This window comes from Thalassolituus sp. (assembly GCF_034111725.1).
Classification (GTDB): Bacteria; Pseudomonadota; Gammaproteobacteria; order Pseudomonadales; family Oceanobacteraceae; genus Thalassolituus.
In genome coordinates, this window is the sequence record NZ_JAWUWR010000019.1 from 1 (window position 1) to 15092 (window position 15092).

The 15092-nt window shown below is 45.9% G+C and carries 18 protein-coding genes; 5 read left to right on the forward strand and 13 right to left on the reverse strand.

Annotated features, from left to right (window positions below; all coding sequences use genetic code 11):
- The 6 genes from UXZ23_RS02910 to UXZ23_RS02935 all read right to left on the reverse strand — a co-directional run.
- Nucleotides 1-865 (reverse strand): zonular occludens toxin domain-containing protein (locus UXZ23_RS02910; RefSeq protein ID WP_320819153.1); only part of this gene is annotated, 865 nt, incomplete at its 3' end.
- A gap of 3 nt (nucleotides 866-868) precedes the next feature.
- Nucleotides 869-1123, reverse strand: a complete 255-nt coding sequence (locus UXZ23_RS02915) for a hypothetical protein (protein ID WP_320819154.1) — start codon at nucleotides 1121-1123, stop codon at nucleotides 869-871.
- 10 nt (nucleotides 1124-1133) lie between these two features.
- Nucleotides 1134-2483 (reverse strand): hypothetical protein, encoded by a 1350-nt coding sequence (locus tag UXZ23_RS02920; RefSeq protein WP_320819155.1) that lies wholly within the window; start codon nucleotides 2481-2483, stop codon nucleotides 1134-1136.
- 148 nt (nucleotides 2484-2631) lie between these two features.
- A complete protein-coding gene (locus UXZ23_RS02925; protein ID WP_320819156.1) occupies nucleotides 2632-2772 on the reverse strand; it encodes a hypothetical protein in 141 nt (46 codons plus the stop codon).
- A gap of 16 nt (nucleotides 2773-2788) precedes the next feature.
- Nucleotides 2789-3022 (reverse strand): hypothetical protein, encoded by a 234-nt coding sequence (locus tag UXZ23_RS02930; RefSeq protein WP_320819157.1) that lies wholly within the window; start codon nucleotides 3020-3022, stop codon nucleotides 2789-2791.
- Complete coding sequence (locus UXZ23_RS02935; protein WP_320819158.1) at nucleotides 3022-3348, reverse strand: hypothetical protein; 327 nt, start codon at nucleotides 3346-3348, stop codon at nucleotides 3022-3024. The genes UXZ23_RS02930 and UXZ23_RS02935 overlap by 1 nt, the downstream gene beginning before the upstream one ends.
- 110 nt (nucleotides 3349-3458) lie before the next feature.
- Between UXZ23_RS02935 and UXZ23_RS02940 the strand changes: the two genes are divergently transcribed.
- Nucleotides 3459-4103, forward strand: coding sequence for a helix-turn-helix transcriptional regulator (locus UXZ23_RS02940; RefSeq protein ID WP_320819159.1), 645 nt, complete (start codon nucleotides 3459-3461; stop codon nucleotides 4101-4103).
- Between the two features lie 155 nt (nucleotides 4104-4258).
- Here the strand turns inward: UXZ23_RS02940 and UXZ23_RS02945 are convergent, their stop codons facing one another.
- Nucleotides 4259-4831, reverse strand: coding sequence for an AAA family ATPase (locus tag UXZ23_RS02945; protein ID WP_320819160.1), 573 nt, complete (start codon nucleotides 4829-4831; stop codon nucleotides 4259-4261).
- On the reverse strand, nucleotides 4828-5232 hold the full coding sequence (locus tag UXZ23_RS02950) for a TA system antitoxin ParD family protein (RefSeq protein ID WP_320819161.1): 405 nt from the start codon (nucleotides 5230-5232) through the stop codon (nucleotides 4828-4830). Before UXZ23_RS02950 ends, UXZ23_RS02945 begins: the two co-directional genes overlap by 4 nt.
- Nucleotides 5233-5501: 269 nt before the next feature.
- Here UXZ23_RS02950 and UXZ23_RS02955 point away from each other — a divergent pair, with 269 nt between their 5' ends.
- Nucleotides 5502-6422 (forward strand): fructosamine kinase family protein, encoded by a 921-nt coding sequence (locus UXZ23_RS02955; RefSeq protein WP_320819162.1) that lies wholly within the window; start codon nucleotides 5502-5504, stop codon nucleotides 6420-6422.
- Nucleotides 6423-6492: 70 nt separating this feature from the next.
- Here the strand turns inward: UXZ23_RS02955 and pdxH are convergent, their stop codons facing one another.
- Nucleotides 6493-7131 (reverse strand): pyridoxamine 5'-phosphate oxidase, encoded by a 639-nt coding sequence (gene pdxH, locus UXZ23_RS02960; RefSeq protein WP_320819163.1) that lies wholly within the window; start codon nucleotides 7129-7131, stop codon nucleotides 6493-6495.
- A gap of 173 nt (nucleotides 7132-7304) precedes the next feature.
- Between pdxH and UXZ23_RS02965 the strand changes: the two genes are divergently transcribed.
- Nucleotides 7305-7751 (forward strand): RDD family protein, encoded by a 447-nt coding sequence (locus UXZ23_RS02965; RefSeq protein ID WP_320819164.1) that lies wholly within the window; start codon nucleotides 7305-7307, stop codon nucleotides 7749-7751.
- Nucleotides 7752-7762: 11 nt separating this feature from the next.
- On the opposite strand, the gene lptG is transcribed toward UXZ23_RS02965, so the two are convergent.
- Both lptG and lptF read right to left on the reverse strand, forming a co-directional pair.
- Entirely contained in the window at nucleotides 7763-8827 is a 1065-nt protein-coding gene (gene lptG / locus UXZ23_RS02970) for an LPS export ABC transporter permease LptG (protein ID WP_320819165.1), read from the reverse strand.
- Entirely contained in the window at nucleotides 8824-9894 is a 1071-nt protein-coding gene (gene lptF, locus UXZ23_RS02975) for an LPS export ABC transporter permease LptF (RefSeq protein WP_320819166.1), read from the reverse strand. The genes lptG and lptF overlap by 4 nt, the downstream gene beginning before the upstream one ends.
- A 223-nt stretch (nucleotides 9895-10117) precedes the next feature.
- Here lptF and UXZ23_RS02980 point away from each other — a divergent pair, with 223 nt between their 5' ends.
- A complete protein-coding gene (locus UXZ23_RS02980; RefSeq protein ID WP_276784264.1) occupies nucleotides 10118-11587 on the forward strand; it encodes a leucyl aminopeptidase in 1470 nt (489 codons plus the stop codon).
- 115 nt (nucleotides 11588-11702) lie between these two features.
- A complete protein-coding gene (locus UXZ23_RS02985; protein WP_320819167.1) occupies nucleotides 11703-12365 on the forward strand; it encodes a nitroreductase in 663 nt (220 codons plus the stop codon).
- Nucleotides 12366-12386: 21 nt separating this feature from the next.
- Here the strand turns inward: UXZ23_RS02985 and UXZ23_RS02990 are convergent, their stop codons facing one another.
- Nucleotides 12387-13598, reverse strand: a complete 1212-nt coding sequence (locus tag UXZ23_RS02990; RefSeq protein ID WP_320819168.1) for a transporter substrate-binding domain-containing protein — start codon at nucleotides 13596-13598, stop codon at nucleotides 12387-12389.
- 180 nt (nucleotides 13599-13778) lie between these two features.
- Nucleotides 13779-15062 (reverse strand): OmpA family protein, encoded by a 1284-nt coding sequence (locus UXZ23_RS02995; RefSeq protein WP_320819169.1) that lies wholly within the window; start codon nucleotides 15060-15062, stop codon nucleotides 13779-13781.
- Between the last annotated feature and the right edge of the window lie 30 nt (nucleotides 15063-15092).

The following is a 15092-nucleotide window of genomic DNA, read 5'->3' on the forward strand; positions in this document are numbered from 1 at the left end:
CGGACAGGACAGGTTCGTCGGATCTCTGCCTTGAATAGGTTTTAATTTGAGGTTTTGAGCGAACGGTTACGGTCTGGATTGGAGCGGTTTTCTCTTGTGAAATATCGGTTTTTTCAGTTGATGAAGAGCCAAAAATAGACATCAGCGTGGCGTAGCCGAAATAAGCAAGAACAGCGACAACAGGGACTGCTAAACCGGCTTTTATATAAATATGTGTTAGCGTACCGCGCTTATCTGGCGAAACCTCTAGAGCCGTGTCAGCAGTCAACGATTTTTGAGTATGACTCTCGTAGTATTGAAAAATCTCTTTTTTGTAGTGACCGATTTTAGAATCAGTGGGCGTTGCACGAGTACTCTGGCCATTAACGCTACCGTCATATATATCAACGCGAAACGTTTTTTCCATTCCGTGTTTATCAAGTTTCACGTGATGATAGGTTGTATCGATTAAATCACGGATGAATTTGCACAGCTGAGAATTATCCTGACAGAGAATAAAAATTTCTGCTGCAAAACCGCCTGGTCCAACTGAGTGGCGATGTTCAGTAAAAAAAGTCAAAAAACTGGGTGCGAGATTCGTGACCTTTAGGCCACTCGGAAAAATTTTGCCGCCTTCATCAATAACAAAAACAGAGCCAGCGGGATAACGTTCGAGGTTAATAAATTCAGCGGCCTGCTCGTGGTTCAGGGAAAACGGGAACGTGAGAATATTCGCGTTGGGAAAATCTCTATAAATACTCGGCTTATTTAAAACGACGTTGGTGACGACTGTTCGACCCTGTTTGATTGCAGGAATAATTATATTAGCGATCGAGTTGTACGATTTGCCAGATCCGGGACGACCACTATATGTCTTGATCGACATACATCAACCGATAGCAGGTATGCGGCGAATGAAAAAACGGATTAAAAGAGCGCTACACATTATTGGTATGCCAACGTCAATACCTGCTATCCACATGGGATAACTTGCATACGCGATCATGGCACTAAGATTTGGGCCTACATCAGAGATCCAGTCAGGCACGGGAATAGCGTTCAATACGGCAAACAAAATGTCGCCCGCCAATTGCCAGAACAGCGAAACAATGTAATCAAAAAACTCTATTAATCTATCAATCATTTTAAGCCCCCTATGCGCTGAATACGTGTCTGATGCCCATGAGACCCCATAGGGCAATGGCAAACGCCCTGAGAATGTCCGCGATGGGCTCTAAATAGGCACAAATAGAAACAGTCATATTTTTTTCCGCAATTGGAACAAAAATGTCAAAATCCATGGTGCATTGACTAGATACACCGGAGGCAGAACCAGCAATTGCGCTCAACGAGCTACCCCATGCAGTTGATTGGAACTGTGAATACATGGCTGATGCTGATGCATCATGATCAACGGTATACGATTCTGACTGAGGGCATTGGGCATTATTAGAACCAACTAAACAGGCAATATCCTGTAATTGAGAACTGAGTTCGCCGGAATTTTGAGCGGACTGAACCTGACCATCGCGTATAGCAGCAACGACATCGCCGTTGTCGTCAGGAACATACGCGCCAACACCAGTTGTAGCGGTTTCATCAGTGGGATCAGCACAGTTACCGTATGGACAGGACGAGGAAAAACAATTATTAGATGCGTCTGAGCCGTATTGACATGACGAACACTCTGGATGATCGCTGGCGGTGGGGCCCTCGCACTGTATGCAGCTGCTGAAATATCCTGTTCCTGTGTATGTAAAATAAAATTGATCGCGACCATTACCGCTGCAATCGTCATATTCAGCCAGAGCATCAGCGTAGCAACCGTCATAATCAGTGCAACCGGTAGTTGTCTGACCGACAAGTTCAACATTATCGACGGGATCAGGAGAGACGAGATTGCAGGAAAAAACATAATTCTCAGCATCAGTATAATCAAACGAATATGGATCATTAGAACCACAACCAGCCTGAGCAGCAGCATATTCCAGACACGTCTGAGCATCAGTGCAGACGGGCGGATTTTCGACAGGGCAATTATTGGGATCATTAACGATAGTCCCCGCGGAATCGGGACAAACAACGAGATCCAGCCGATCACACGTTGCCGTGACAGTGAATCCTAATTCACGCGAAACATAATCGGGCTGACCGTCCCCACAAACGTTAGCACAGCGACCATCGAGAGGATCGACCCCGTTATCACAGCTAGAATTTACCCAATTCCAACCGGAGGGCGTCCGCCAGGAACTGCTAGCAACGCTCGCACAGTCGCTGTGGAATTTGCAGGCACCGCCGACGATATCGCAAAACTCCTGACCGGGCAGTGCATTCAGCGCAGTCTGAGCAGCACGGCACGCGTCAGATTTGGTGTCGTACGGATCAGAGATTCCGACCATGTCGCCATCCGCATAATATCCAACCCCATCGCCAATAACAGTCGTATCAGCTGAGTGGGCGAACGAGAGAAAAAAAACAGAAAAAAGCCCCAGAATTTTTTTCATAAAAAACCCCTAGAACGATCTAAAAAAATCGCGACAGAACAGCATGCCAAAAACGAACATCGAAAATTCGTAATAAATATCCATAAAAACACCCTTTTAAATAAAAAAAAAAAAAAAAAAAAAAATCCCCCATTTCTGGGGGATGTCCTTAGCCTTTGGCCAATGCAGATTTGGCCAAACTAACACCTTTTAGGGCCACGCGAACGCCAAACCCAGCGGTCACGACAACACCCATAAACGTCAGAATATCGGCAAAACTGACACTGGCACCGATTGCGGTCCAATCCATTTCTGAATCCCCATTTTTAGGTTGATTTTATAGATTCGCGAGCTGCGCGAATCCCCCAGAGCACCACATACAGCGGCACCATCACTGCCAGACCTGCACTAAACGCCAGTAGCATTGAGCCGGGGTCAGGCAACGAATTTTGTAGACCTGATTGAATAATCTGCTGAGCTGTAACGATATCGAATCCAGGCGGGCATTGAGCAATGCCGTTTGACTGAACGACGTCGACTGGGCAGGAGAGAAAATTCATCAGGCGGATTTTTTCGGAGCGGACGGCAACGACGCAGCCGGGTCTCCGATTGTCCGGATTGAGTGCACATAAAAAATCGGATTACCCTCAGAATCAGTACGGAGGGTGACCATTGCGTTAACACGTAGCGGAAACAGGGTTGAATCCTGAGGCAACGCCTCGAACGCGACCAGATCACAGCGAGACCGGGCAGGAATAGCCCCCAAAACATTTGGGTTCTCATCATCAAAATTCAGCGTATAAATAGACGAATACGACATTTTGGTTTTAGGGTCGGTGTAGGTTTTAGCGCCACAAACGAGGAGTGGAATCGGAAACTGGTTCATAGTCATGTCCTGATAGTAAATTGTGAGTACTAACGAAAACCGGTTTAATGCTAAAATCGAAAAATTACTGATCTATAGCAGGTCAAACCTGATCCTAGGAGCGATTAAACATGAACCAAAACACAGGGTCAATAGGACCAGGTGAAAAAATTAATAAAATTCGGGAAAACCTAAAAATGACGCGAGAGAGATTCGCATCAGAGCTAGGCGTCAGCGCGGATACTGTCAAATCCATTGAGACAAAACCGATAATTCCGAGAGCAAATATTTACGAAAAAATAGCAGCGCGATGGCCAGAATTTGGAAATTTTCTACTGCACGGGGAACGGAACGTAGGATTCATGATAATTTCGAAAATTGATGCTAGGTGGATTGAAAAAATTGAAATACATCACGAATCATATGAAAAACTGACATTAATTCAGGACAGGGAATCGAGATATTTAATGTACGGATTAATAGAGCTAGAAAACATTTTCGAGAATACAGCGTTGGAAAACTTTAGAAGAGGGTTACTAATCGACACAATGTCATTGGAGGGAGGACGGCGAGGCCTACGTTACATGGAGACGTTTAGAGAATTCATAGAAAAAAACAGGCGCGATCTAATAGACGATGCGGAAATTTTCGAAATGAGTAGCGACGAATTCGCAACGATTAATTCTAGAATGTTCATAGATAAAAAATCACTATGCGAGATAACAAACTCGGAAACAATCGAAAAATTCAATAATTGGAAAAACGCAGTATCCTGACAACAAAGCATTCTGTTGCCATGACAACAAGAAAAAATAAGCACCAGTTTTCATAATGCTGGGGTCGATGGTTCAAGTCCGTCCATAGCTACCACTTATTTCTAAGGCTAGTAGGTTAACACTTACTAGCTTTTTTCGTTTTCTGGGGTTCAAAACTACTCCCCTATCAACGCCAGCACCCAGCTCGGCAATGCAGTATCGACTCGTGCGCTGATCTGGCCATTAATAATGCTCAGCACGCGTTTAAACGGATCATCCAATCGGCTGTTGTCCAATACGTGTACTTCGTCGCACAGTGGAATTGCTGCTTTCACGTTGTCGAAGGTACGAGGAAGACGGGATAGGATTTTGTCGGCTGGTACATTATGGCCGCCATCGAGCAAGCGTTGCGCTACACGAACTTGGTTCAAATCGGTATTGTCGACGTGAATAAACACCAAAATAACTTGGTAGCCCGTCGCTTTGGCGGTGGCGATAAAGTCAATTTTGCTAACGTGGGAGAATACGGTTTCGAAGCAGAAGCTGTAACCTTGGCGGAGCTTATAGAATCTGAGTTCTTCGGCGATGCGTGCGGCTTTATGGCTATTGTTTACCGGGTCGTCTGGGAAGGCTTCTTTCGCAATGATATCGGCATTAATAAACGGCATGCCTTTGGGTTTGAGCATTTGCTCGTAAAATGTACTTTTGCCAGATCCATTGCCACCGACCAACATCCATAGTTGTTTCATACTAATGGTTCGAATTGTCCATTGCTAAAGCGACCAACCACAAGGCTGCCATCGGGGTTAACTTGCTCTAAACAGCCTGGGTGTGTTGCAGATGCCTGATAACGAACGCTATTGCTCGCAATGGCTTGTTCTAACGCACCGGAGACACGTTTCTGATCAAGTTCGCCAAATAAAGCGCCTGAATCCACCGTCACGGGTTTAGCTTCTTCAAATTTTATGTCGAGCAGACCCGCTTGCAGTTCGATCAGTTCTTTCGGGCTGATCTTGGGTGCGACTAAGCGACCTAAACTCGCCCAAAACTCGACTTGTTCGGCGGCGCTGCGCTTGAGTAGATCGCCAGCAAACTTTGCCGACTCCATTAACGATGCTTCAAGACGCACAGGGGATTGGGCTTTAGCCATGATCACAACCTCATACCAAAGAAAGTAGAAACGCGTTAAAGGCATTGTAGCAGATTGCTACAAAGCATCAAGATGCTCGAAATAGCCATCTTTTAACTCAATACTACTCAGCCTTACACTCGCTCACCTAAGCTTACTTTCCTGACATTTTGCAGCATTCACTGACACAATTGGTCGGTTAGTTTACGGTAAAGTGTTAAGTAGAACTCACTCTTACTCCAATTCGTCCGACTATACTGATCATTCGTTCTTTTTTGGATTGTCGGATCATGACTGCGACATTATTACGCTCAACCGAGACTGCCCAGTATCTACTGACTCGAATTTTAGCCGATGCGGTTGATCAACGTTTATTACTGCCTGCCGCCAGTGAACTAACGAGCTATAGCCAGCACTTAAATACAGCTCAGCAACAATATTGTGTTCGCACGGAAGCTGGCGACTTTTTTATCAAGCGCTTATCCGCTGAAGGCACAGGTATTGAGCGTTTTCGAGCTGAGCAAGATGGCTTGCTACGCATTATGGAAACTCAAAGCATTGTTACGGCACAGCCAATAACGTGCGGTGTGGTTGATGGTCATTCGTATCTGATTCTTACCCATACGCCATTAGCAGTGCATGGTGATTGGCTCGAAGCGGGACGCCAAATTGCAGAGATGCACAGCCATACCACTGATAAGGGCTATGGCTTTGAACACACAACATTCTGTGGTGATACGCCACAAAATAACAATTGGAGTAATCACTGGGCACATTTTTTCAGTGAGCAACGCATCGCCCCACTGTTAACTCAATTAGAAATGCGTGGAGATGGAATTCGCGGACGTGAACGAATTTTAGCTCGCTGCCAAACGCGCTTACTTGGGCATCAGCCAAAAGCATCTTTGGTGCATGGGGATTTATGGTCTGGCAATATCGCCTTCCGTCCGGATGTCGAATCTTCCCGCCCAGTTGTGTTTGATCCTGCCTGTTACTATGGCGATGCGGAAACCGATTTAGCTATGACGGAATTATTTGGACGTTTCCCTGAGGCCTTTTATAAAGGCTATCAAAGCGTAAGGCCAATTGACGATGGTTATGCAATGCGCCGCCCCGTTTATCAGCTGTATCATGTGCTCAATCATGCGGTTTTATTCGGCAATCATTATATGGATCAAGCACGAGAAATTATTAAAGGCCTAGCCAATTAATAATCAAAGAAAAGCACCCTTCATAGCGGTGCTTTTTTAAAACGTTCACAAAAAGTTAAATGTCTACAATTTACGGATTCAACCGTTGCTGCAGCCAATCTCTGCCATTGCGGCGGTATTCTAAGCGATCATGTAATCTATGTTCACCGCCTTGCCAAAACTCCACTCGTTTAGGCACCAAACGATACCCTCCCCAGTAATCCGGTAGCGGCACATCCTTACCTTCGTAAGCTTCTTTGACGGCGGCAAAGTTAGCTTCTAGCTCTGCTCTATTGGTCAATGGGCGGCTCTGTTTTGAGGCCCAAGCACCAAGTTGGCTTTCACGCGGACGCGAGTGAAAATAACTTTCCGCTTCAGCGCGGGTCATTTTCGTCACGACGCCTTGCACCTGAACTTGTCGTTCTTGGCCAATCCAAAAAAAGTGAATTGAGGCTCTGGCGTTGTTCGCGAAATGCTGACCTTTGTTACTTTCGTAATTGGTGAAAAAGACGAAGCCTTGCTCGTCATAAGCTTTCAACAACAAGATGCGTTGCCAAGGTTGGCCTTCGGCATCAACGCTAGCCACCGTCATAATGGTTGGCTCTAATGGCAGAGTTTCACGATAGGCTTCAAACCATGCATGAAACTGTGTCATCGGATCTTTAGCGGCGGTTTGCTCGTCTAAACGACCTTGGGTGTATTCTTTACGAATATCAAATAAATCCACCATTTGGCGGCTCCTAATACTCAAATTTATCAAATTCAGTGCTAAGGAATGATATCACTCAAAAACCGTCGGCGTGATAGCCATTAATGCAAAGAAGTGACGTGAATCATCAGCCTTCGCACTCAACGCTGTCCTTTGCTATCATTTGCGCCATATTCGTTCTTACCGAGGCTTGTATGTCGCTGCAAAATTATCCCACTGCTCCTTTACTACGCCGTTTGGCAGCACTTGCTTACGACGGCCTGATTCTCATTGCCTTGTACATCATGGTTGGAATGGTTTTAGTAGCCATCATTAAGGCGATTAGCGGCGAATTTCCTGGGGGCTTCCCTGCGTCAGTTAATTTATCGCTGATGTTCACTATTTGCTTTTTGTATTACAGCCACTCTTGGCGTAAGGGCGGACAAACTATTGGGATGAAGGCATGGAGACTTCGCATCACAACCCTTGATGGCTCACATATACGTTTGAGCCACTGCATGTTACGTACGGGTATGGGCTTTTTCTCGTTAGTGATTTTTGGCGTTGGTTTCTTCTGGGCTTGGTTAGATAAACAACAACGCACGTGGCAAGACATGGCGTCGCTCACGCGCATTGTTTATATCCCAAAGGATATGGCCTAAGCGCTAGGCTACTAGCCCGCTTTGCGCAGCAGATAAATACCCGCTGTTGCGCTTCCAACAATAGGAATAATACTGGCCCAGATGGGCTGAAAACCAAAGACGATGCTGGCCGGCGCCAGCATTTCTTCGGCATACTTATATACTAAACCAACCAAGATTCCGGAGAATATCCGGTAGCCAGGGGTCACGGTTCGCAGCGGCCCAAAGATGAAAGAAATACCCAAAATCACTAACGCAAATGTGCCCAGAGGTTGAGTTACCTTGCGCCAAAATGACAATAGATAGTTATCGGCATTCAGCCCTTGGCGCTCTAGATAACGGGTATAGCTATAGAGATTAGAGATCGACATATCACGCGGCTGCACCATCACCACGCTTAAACTAGCGGGGGTTAATTCGGTATTCCAATCTAAGGTATCAAAGTGCGTTGCAATAGTGCGATCTGGTGTTACATCTAAGTCACGTACGTTTTCCATAGACCAATGTGCACGCTGATAAATCGCACGTTCGGCAGTGCGCATCCGTATTAAATTTTGCGCACTATCAAATTCATACAAGGTAACCCCATGCAATACGCCACCCGGTTCAATAGCAGTAAAGCGCATAAATAAATCGCCTTCTCGATGCCAATAGCCTTTGCCTTTGTTCGATAACGCATCGTCCTTACCTTGAGCAACCGCTTTTTGCGCTTGGGCAATACGTTCCAAGGTTGGGATAGCAAACTCCGCCGTTACCATGCTTAAAATCATCAACAAAGCGACGGGCTTTAACACCGCGATAGAAATGCGTGTAACGGATAAACCAGCAGCACGCATCACCGTTAATTCACTGCTTGCTGCCAAGCCACCTAATCCAGCTAGGCATCCGATCAAACAAGCCATCGGCATGTATTCGTATGCCCTGCGCGGTAAGCGCAGCGTCATAAACTCTAGGGCTTGAACAAATTGATAATCGCCTTTGAGCTGATCTAACTCATCGACTAAGGTAAAAATCGCATCAAGACCAACAATCACAATGACCACCACAAGAGAGGCCATCAAAACGCTGCGAGCGATATAGGAATCGAGTTTATTCATAAACGCTTCACCCGCTGACGACGCAACCATTCAGGCCCTAGCAGAAGCCCAGTGGCGATAAACAAATACACTATATGCAAACTCCATAAGCCGATTTCAGGCTTTAGCGTGCGCTTTTCAATCATGCCCGTCATGGCAATCAGCAAAGAGATGTACACCATAAACAACACGATTGCTGGAAATAAACGAGCAAAACGGCCTTGGCGCGGGTTTACTTTGGATAGCGGGAAGGCAATCAAGGTAACAATAGGTACCATCAATATCAGGGAAATACGCCACTGCAATTGAGCCTGATGTTTGGGGTCTTTAGACCCGATTAAATCAAGCGTCGGCACCGCCTCTTTTCGCAGCTTACGGCGCTCTTCCGGCTCATCTGCGATTTTTACACCATACAAATCAAAATCAAGAATTTGCAGCTCTAAGCTATCTGCATTGAGATCAAAACGGCGACCGCCATGCAGTTCCAAGAACCGCGATCCTGTGTCGTCGCTTACGTACTGAGTGCCAGATTCGGCGAGCAATAAAGTGTCACCATCCGCAATAAAAACACCATTCATCTGGGTTTTGTCATCCGATAGCGCCTTGGTGTAAGTCACCCGCGTGCCACTTTTTGTACTTTGAAAACGCCCCGGTACCAATAACTCAAACTCGGTAAGCTGAGCCTGCTTTTGATACAGGGCTTCCATTTTCTGAGCGCCCCACGGACTCAGCACTAACGTAAAGCTGGCCACAACAAGCGTTACCATTGCAGCAGGCATTAAGGTGTAACCCAACAACTTAAAGTTAGAAAACCCAGTCGCGGTTAACACTGTCATCTCGCTTTCGGCGTATAAACGCCCGTAAGTCAGCAAAATGGATATGAAGAGTGCTAACGGTAGAATCATTTCAAGAAAGGAAGGTAGACGTAATAGCAGCGTAAAAAACACAATTTCAAGCGATACCTCACCCGCAGCGGCAGCGGCCAATTGTTGGATCAAGCGACCACTCATTAAAATCATTAGCAGCACGATGGTAACGGCGAACATAGCGCCAGCAAGTTCTCGTGCTAAATAGCGAAAAAGAATCAAATCGATAAACCTTGTAACCCTACGGCCATTTTGGCTGGGCATATAATATTGGTGGCGGCCATTGTACCCATTTTCATTAGAAGATGTGCTCTCCCCTTGTATTTTGCCAACCAGCCCGCACACTATAGAGCTAGTCACCGAAGATAGTTACACGGCGAGGCCGCGTCACCGTCCTCAATAATAATGAAGCACGTTTTATGTGTTCACTTCGTCAGGAGCAGTCATGCAATATCAGGTAGTTTCAGATTCGGCCACCCAAGTTCAAGCGGGATGTATTGTCGTTACTCTCGACCAGTCAGGCAAGTTATCTGACGCTGCACAAGCCATAAACAGTGCAACCGGCGGTTTCCTGCAAGCGCGTATTGATGCAAAAGACATTAAAGGCAATGTTGGTGACACACTACTATTGCTAGGGGTTTCCGGTATTAGCGCCGAGCGAGTGTTGCTGGTTGGCACAGGTAAGGACGAAATCAGCGCGTTTAACGCCGGCAAAATTGTTACTGCTATTTCTTCCGGTATCGCCAAAATCCCGGGAACCGTTGCTGTCTCTATTGCTGACCTTGCAAGTGAGTGCATGCCTGAAGCTTGGTGGGCAGAACAAATTATGTTGGCACTACACAGCGCCCAATACCGCTTCACGGCGACTAAACCAGCTAAAGAAGAAACAGCGAAAGCTGAGAAGCTGATTTGGATTGGTAGTGACATTGGTGCGGCACTTGAACGTGGTGACGCAATTGGTATGGGTACAGATTACGCTAAAGACCTTGGCAATATGCCACCGAATATTTGCACACCCACCTACCTTGCTGAACAAGCTGAAGCGATAGCGGCAGACGGCTCAATGACGTGTAAGGTTTACGATGAGAAAGAACTAGAAGCGATGGGCGCAGGTTCGTTCTATTCGGTCAGCAAAGGGTCTTCAGAACCAGGCAAAATTATTATCCTGCAATATTTAGGCGCAGCCGATAAAAATGCAGCGCCGCATATGTTAGTAGGCAAAGGTATTACCTTCGACACTGGCGGTATCAGCTTGAAGCCTGGCCCTAAAATGGACGAAATGAAATACGACATGTGTGGTGCCGCTTCGGTACTAGGCACGATGAAAACCATCAAAGCTCTAAAGCCCGCCATCAACGTTGTTGCTATTGTAACCAGCGCCGAGAATATGCCGTCTGGCCATGCCAGTAAACCGGGTGATGTTGTTACTAGCTTGTCGGGATTAACCATCGAGATCCTCAATACCGACGCCGAAGGCCGTTTAGTATTGTGTGACGCTCTAACATTAGGGATCCGCGACTATAAGCCAGCCTCGGTGGTTGATATTGCAACCCTAACCGGTGCTTGTATGGCTGCACTGGGTAAAGTGAACTCAGGTTTATTCACTACAGACGAAGGCTTGGCCAACGAACTGTTATCTGCCAGTGGCTATTCTCGCGACCGCATTTGGCGCTTACCTCTGGAAGAAGACTACCAAGCAGGTTTGGATTCCAACTTCGCGGATATGGCAAATATCGGTGGCCCTTTGGCTGGAGCAACAACGGCAGCGTGTTTCTTATCGCGCTTTACTGAAGGCACTCGTTGGGCGCACTTGGATATCGCAGGCCCTGCATGGGGTGGTGATGGCACAACAAAGAATTCAACTGGTCGCCCAGTACCTTTGCTGAGCACTTACTTGTTGAATAAAGAAAGCTAAGACTAGAATCACGGAATCAGTGCTGTGACATTGGCACTTATCACCTGTTCTAACGACAGCCGGACTGTTAACGTAAAGCCGTTAGTAGTCCGGCTTTTTATTTTGAGGAACTCATATGTCCATTGCCAATATTCTGAACGAACGATTTTCGGTTCGCGCTTTCCGCCCAGACCCTGTCGCTGCAGATATGTTACAAGAAATTTTTACAGCAGCTCAACGAGCACCATCGAATTGCAATGTCCAGCCGTGGCAAACCTATGTGGTATCCGGTGAAAAGAAAAATAAGTTAAAAAATTTATTAGTTGGCACTGTAATGAAACAGCAAGCGCCCAACCCAGATTTTAATTGGAAAGTCGCCTATGATGGCATTCATCGCGAGCGTCAGTTTGGCTCTGCGAACGCACTGTACTCATCAATGGATATTGCGCGTGAAGATAAAATGAAACGCAACATGGCCATGCTACGCAACTGGGCATTCTTCGACGCTCCACACGTTGCGTTTTTCACCATGGATACCTATCTCGATATCATGGGGGCTGTAGACGTTGGAATATATGCGCAAACCTTAACGCTATTATTGAAAGAAAAAGGGATTGATAGCTGTATGCAAGGCGCGCTTGGACAGTTTCCTGATCCAATACGAGAGTTTTTAGGTTTGCCTGAAGGGCGCGGAGTTTTATTCGGCATGTCATTTGGCTACGCAGATGAAAATGCTCTGGCCAATAAATGTCGGACAGATCGAGCAGAACTAACCGATGCAGTAACCTTCGTCAGTTAACGGTGTTATTAATTAGCCCTATCAATCTGCTGATAGGGCACGTTCCACATCAATACCTACAATTACTGCACCTATTGGCGTTTTAAATTCATCACCGACGGTTAAACTCAATTTGACCTGAAACGTTCGCGTCGACTCATCGTATTCTATTCCGCTAATATTATTTCCGCCTATCCCATCTCCAAAGCTCTTTTGAAATGGCTCTTCATCGCCTTGATAATAATCTGAAGTAATTGCACTCTGCCCTACGTTTACGCCATTTCGATCAACCACAAAAATCTCGGTATACAAGCCTTTTGATGCCTCTTGGACGTCACGCAGATATTTAGACAATTGATTACTCAATAATTTATTGATCATCGGGCGCTCCGATGCACCAATCTCCGCTCGCCACTTTTTATCTAATACTTCAATATCTTTAATCGTGACTTTTTTCATGGATTCATTCTGCATGCGAATACTACTAATAACTTCGCGACTCTCAACCCAATTACGAATTTTATATTCTAAAATTGCCTTCAGCTTCTTGTTTTCACTTGTCGATAGTAGCATAGAGCCGGGAGCACAATCCGACACTCTAGAATTGAAATTAGCTAAAAAATCTGGACGTTCGGATAAAAAATGATTGGCAAAATAGATACCCAAAGGCGTGTATTTCAAAAACCGACGTTTAAAATCGCTCTCATTTAGATCAAGTTCAAGTGCAATTTCATGGAAGTTTTTTTCATCGGCAATAAAGGCGTCCAAACGCCCTGCTCGAACCAATTTGAATAATTGCTCCCCTTCATTAACCTCTTCGATATGAGTGTAGCCATTGATCTTCAACCATAGCGCCTGATTACTCGATCGAATCGCACCAATCCGCAACCCCGAATGAAAATCTACCCGAGATTCCAGCTCGCTATCAGTGAAATACCAATGCCATTTCTCTAGAGCGAATGGCACGGACATGGTCGCGTAATCATCTAGTTCATCGGTGGGCATCGACGTAAACAAGCCATCAGCATTAGCCGAGACTAGATCTGCAACAGCTCGCCCCCAAGGCATGACCTCTACATCATAGACTTCGTCCATCTCGCCAAAAATGCAACTCATCACATTCGATGAAACACCCGAGAGCTCGCCTTGCAGCATGATTTGATATGGCGGAGATATTGTCGTGCGAAGATCAATGGCTTCGGCCTTCTGCATGGGAAGAACGAGTATTACCGCAATCCAATGTAGGAATCTCATACCAACTATCCTTCCCTTAGATTTTTTAGCCTTTTCTAAGACTAGCAGCCTTTGACCTGTTTAGGATATTCACTAGGTATATTTACACACTACTTAATTAGCAATATTTGCGAATGATGAATATAAAAAAGTCGGAGTCTAGCTCCGGCTTTTACGCTTACTATATTGCCTTAGGGCTGCTTAATAGCTACCAAAGTAGAGTTCAACCCGACGTTTTTCGTTCTCTGGCAAACCGCTGCTAGGATCTATTCCTCGAGAAATAGTCACAATATGATCAGACGGGATACCACGTTCCTGTAAATATGTTCGAACAGTGTCCGCACGTTTATACGACAGTTTCTCGTTATAACGCACACTGCCCGATGAGTCAGTAAACCCAACTAAGGTAATCACGCTTTCCTTACAGGCAAAGTAGTCGATAACAGCACGATCAAGAACATCAAAAAAGTCTGCCTTCAACTTGCTTGAGTTACTATCAAATAGGATATCGGCACGTGAGCTCTTCGATGTGCAAGCTTGAATCTCAACAACAGGTTCAACCACAACCGGCTCAACAACTTCAGGCTCAACAACCTCTACTACTTCAGGCTCTGGCTCAGGAATTACTTCAGGAACAGGCTCAATTTTTTTGCTGCCATTACTAAATGGATACCAAGTAGCACCCAAACCATAACTCAGTAAATCTCCGGAATAACGATTAACGCTCGCTTCAACCAACATGCTCTCAGTTATTTGGTAGTTTGCACCAATACCGTAAGCAAGCGTTGCCGAACTTTGTTCATCCGCAAGCAAGGATCCAGAAGTATTCACAGTAGCGAAACCACCAGATACAAACCAATGCCAAGATCTATCGTTATCCGAATAACGTTCATTGTTGTCTAAAAAGGTTGGATACCAACGTCCTAGTACAGACAAGGCTTTGTAATCCAATGTCTCTTTCGTCGTCAGAACATCTGCAGCCAAACCGCCTGCATCCTCATAGGACGCATTGACTGACCACTGGTTAAACAAGTCATAGCCAGCCGACAGCGAATACCCCCAATCGAAACGATCGGTGATATTAATGCCGGAACCCTCAGTCTCTGGCGAGAAGCGCGAGTAATTAAGGCCTGCGCCTACATACACACGATCCGCGCTAAACAAAGATTCGGACTCAGTGGCACTTGCCACTGATACCATGCTTAGAAGGCCAGCTAATACTGCTAGTAAGTGCTTGCGACGAACTAACAGTAAAGCAAGACCAGCCCAGATAAATCCAAGAGCACCACCCTTCGTTGACGTTTTCAGATAGCCTTCACGAGTATCATTAATGCCATTGCCGTTAATATCTTGGTTCTCGGCACCATCCAGAATGCCGTCGCCATCTGTATCCTTACCCACCGCGATTGAGCTTGGAATGGACACGTTAACAGGAGCGCCAGCTACCGCGGTGCAAAGAACCGATTGAAGTCGCTGGCGATCCATTAATACTTGATTGTCAGGATAAAAATTACA

Bases quoted from the DNA above. Each gene is read 5' to 3' on its own strand.
- UXZ23_RS02915 (WP_320819154.1), bottom strand. From the start codon at position 1,123: ATGATTGATAGATTAATAGAGTTTTTTGATTACATTGTTTCGCTGTTC.
- UXZ23_RS02920 (WP_320819155.1), bottom strand. From the start codon at position 2,483: ATGAAAAAAATTCTGGGGCTTTTTTCTGTTTTTTTTCTCTCGTTCGCC.
- UXZ23_RS02925 (WP_320819156.1), bottom strand. From the start codon at position 2,772: ATGGATTGGACCGCAATCGGTGCCAGTGTCAGTTTTGCCGATATTCTG.
- UXZ23_RS02930 (WP_320819157.1), bottom strand. From the start codon at position 3,022: ATGAATTTTCTCTCCTGCCCAGTCGACGTCGTTCAGTCAAACGGCATT.
- UXZ23_RS02935 (WP_320819158.1), bottom strand. From the start codon at position 3,348: ATGAACCAGTTTCCGATTCCACTCCTCGTTTGTGGCGCTAAAACCTAC.
- UXZ23_RS02940 (WP_320819159.1), top strand. From the start codon at position 3,459: ATGAACCAAAACACAGGGTCAATAGGACCAGGTGAAAAAATTAATAAA.
- UXZ23_RS02945 (WP_320819160.1), bottom strand. From the start codon at position 4,831: ATGAAACAACTATGGATGTTGGTCGGTGGCAATGGATCTGGCAAAAGT.
- UXZ23_RS02950 (WP_320819161.1), bottom strand. From the start codon at position 5,232: ATGGCTAAAGCCCAATCCCCTGTGCGTCTTGAAGCATCGTTAATGGAG.
- UXZ23_RS02955 (WP_320819162.1), top strand. From the start codon at position 5,502: ATGACTGCGACATTATTACGCTCAACCGAGACTGCCCAGTATCTACTG.
- pdxH (WP_320819163.1), bottom strand. From the start codon at position 7,131: ATGGTGGATTTATTTGATATTCGTAAAGAATACACCCAAGGTCGTTTA.
- UXZ23_RS02965 (WP_320819164.1), top strand. From the start codon at position 7,305: ATGTCGCTGCAAAATTATCCCACTGCTCCTTTACTACGCCGTTTGGCA.
- lptG (WP_320819165.1), bottom strand. From the start codon at position 8,827: ATGAATAAACTCGATTCCTATATCGCTCGCAGCGTTTTGATGGCCTCT.
- UXZ23_RS02980 (WP_276784264.1), top strand. From the start codon at position 10,118: ATGCAATATCAGGTAGTTTCAGATTCGGCCACCCAAGTTCAAGCGGGA.
- UXZ23_RS02985 (WP_320819167.1), top strand. From the start codon at position 11,703: ATGTCCATTGCCAATATTCTGAACGAACGATTTTCGGTTCGCGCTTTC.
- UXZ23_RS02990 (WP_320819168.1), bottom strand. From the start codon at position 13,598: ATGAGATTCCTACATTGGATTGCGGTAATACTCGTTCTTCCCATGCAG.
- UXZ23_RS02995 (WP_320819169.1), bottom strand. From the start codon at position 15,062: ATGGATCGCCAGCGACTTCAATCGGTTCTTTGCACCGCGGTAGCTGGC.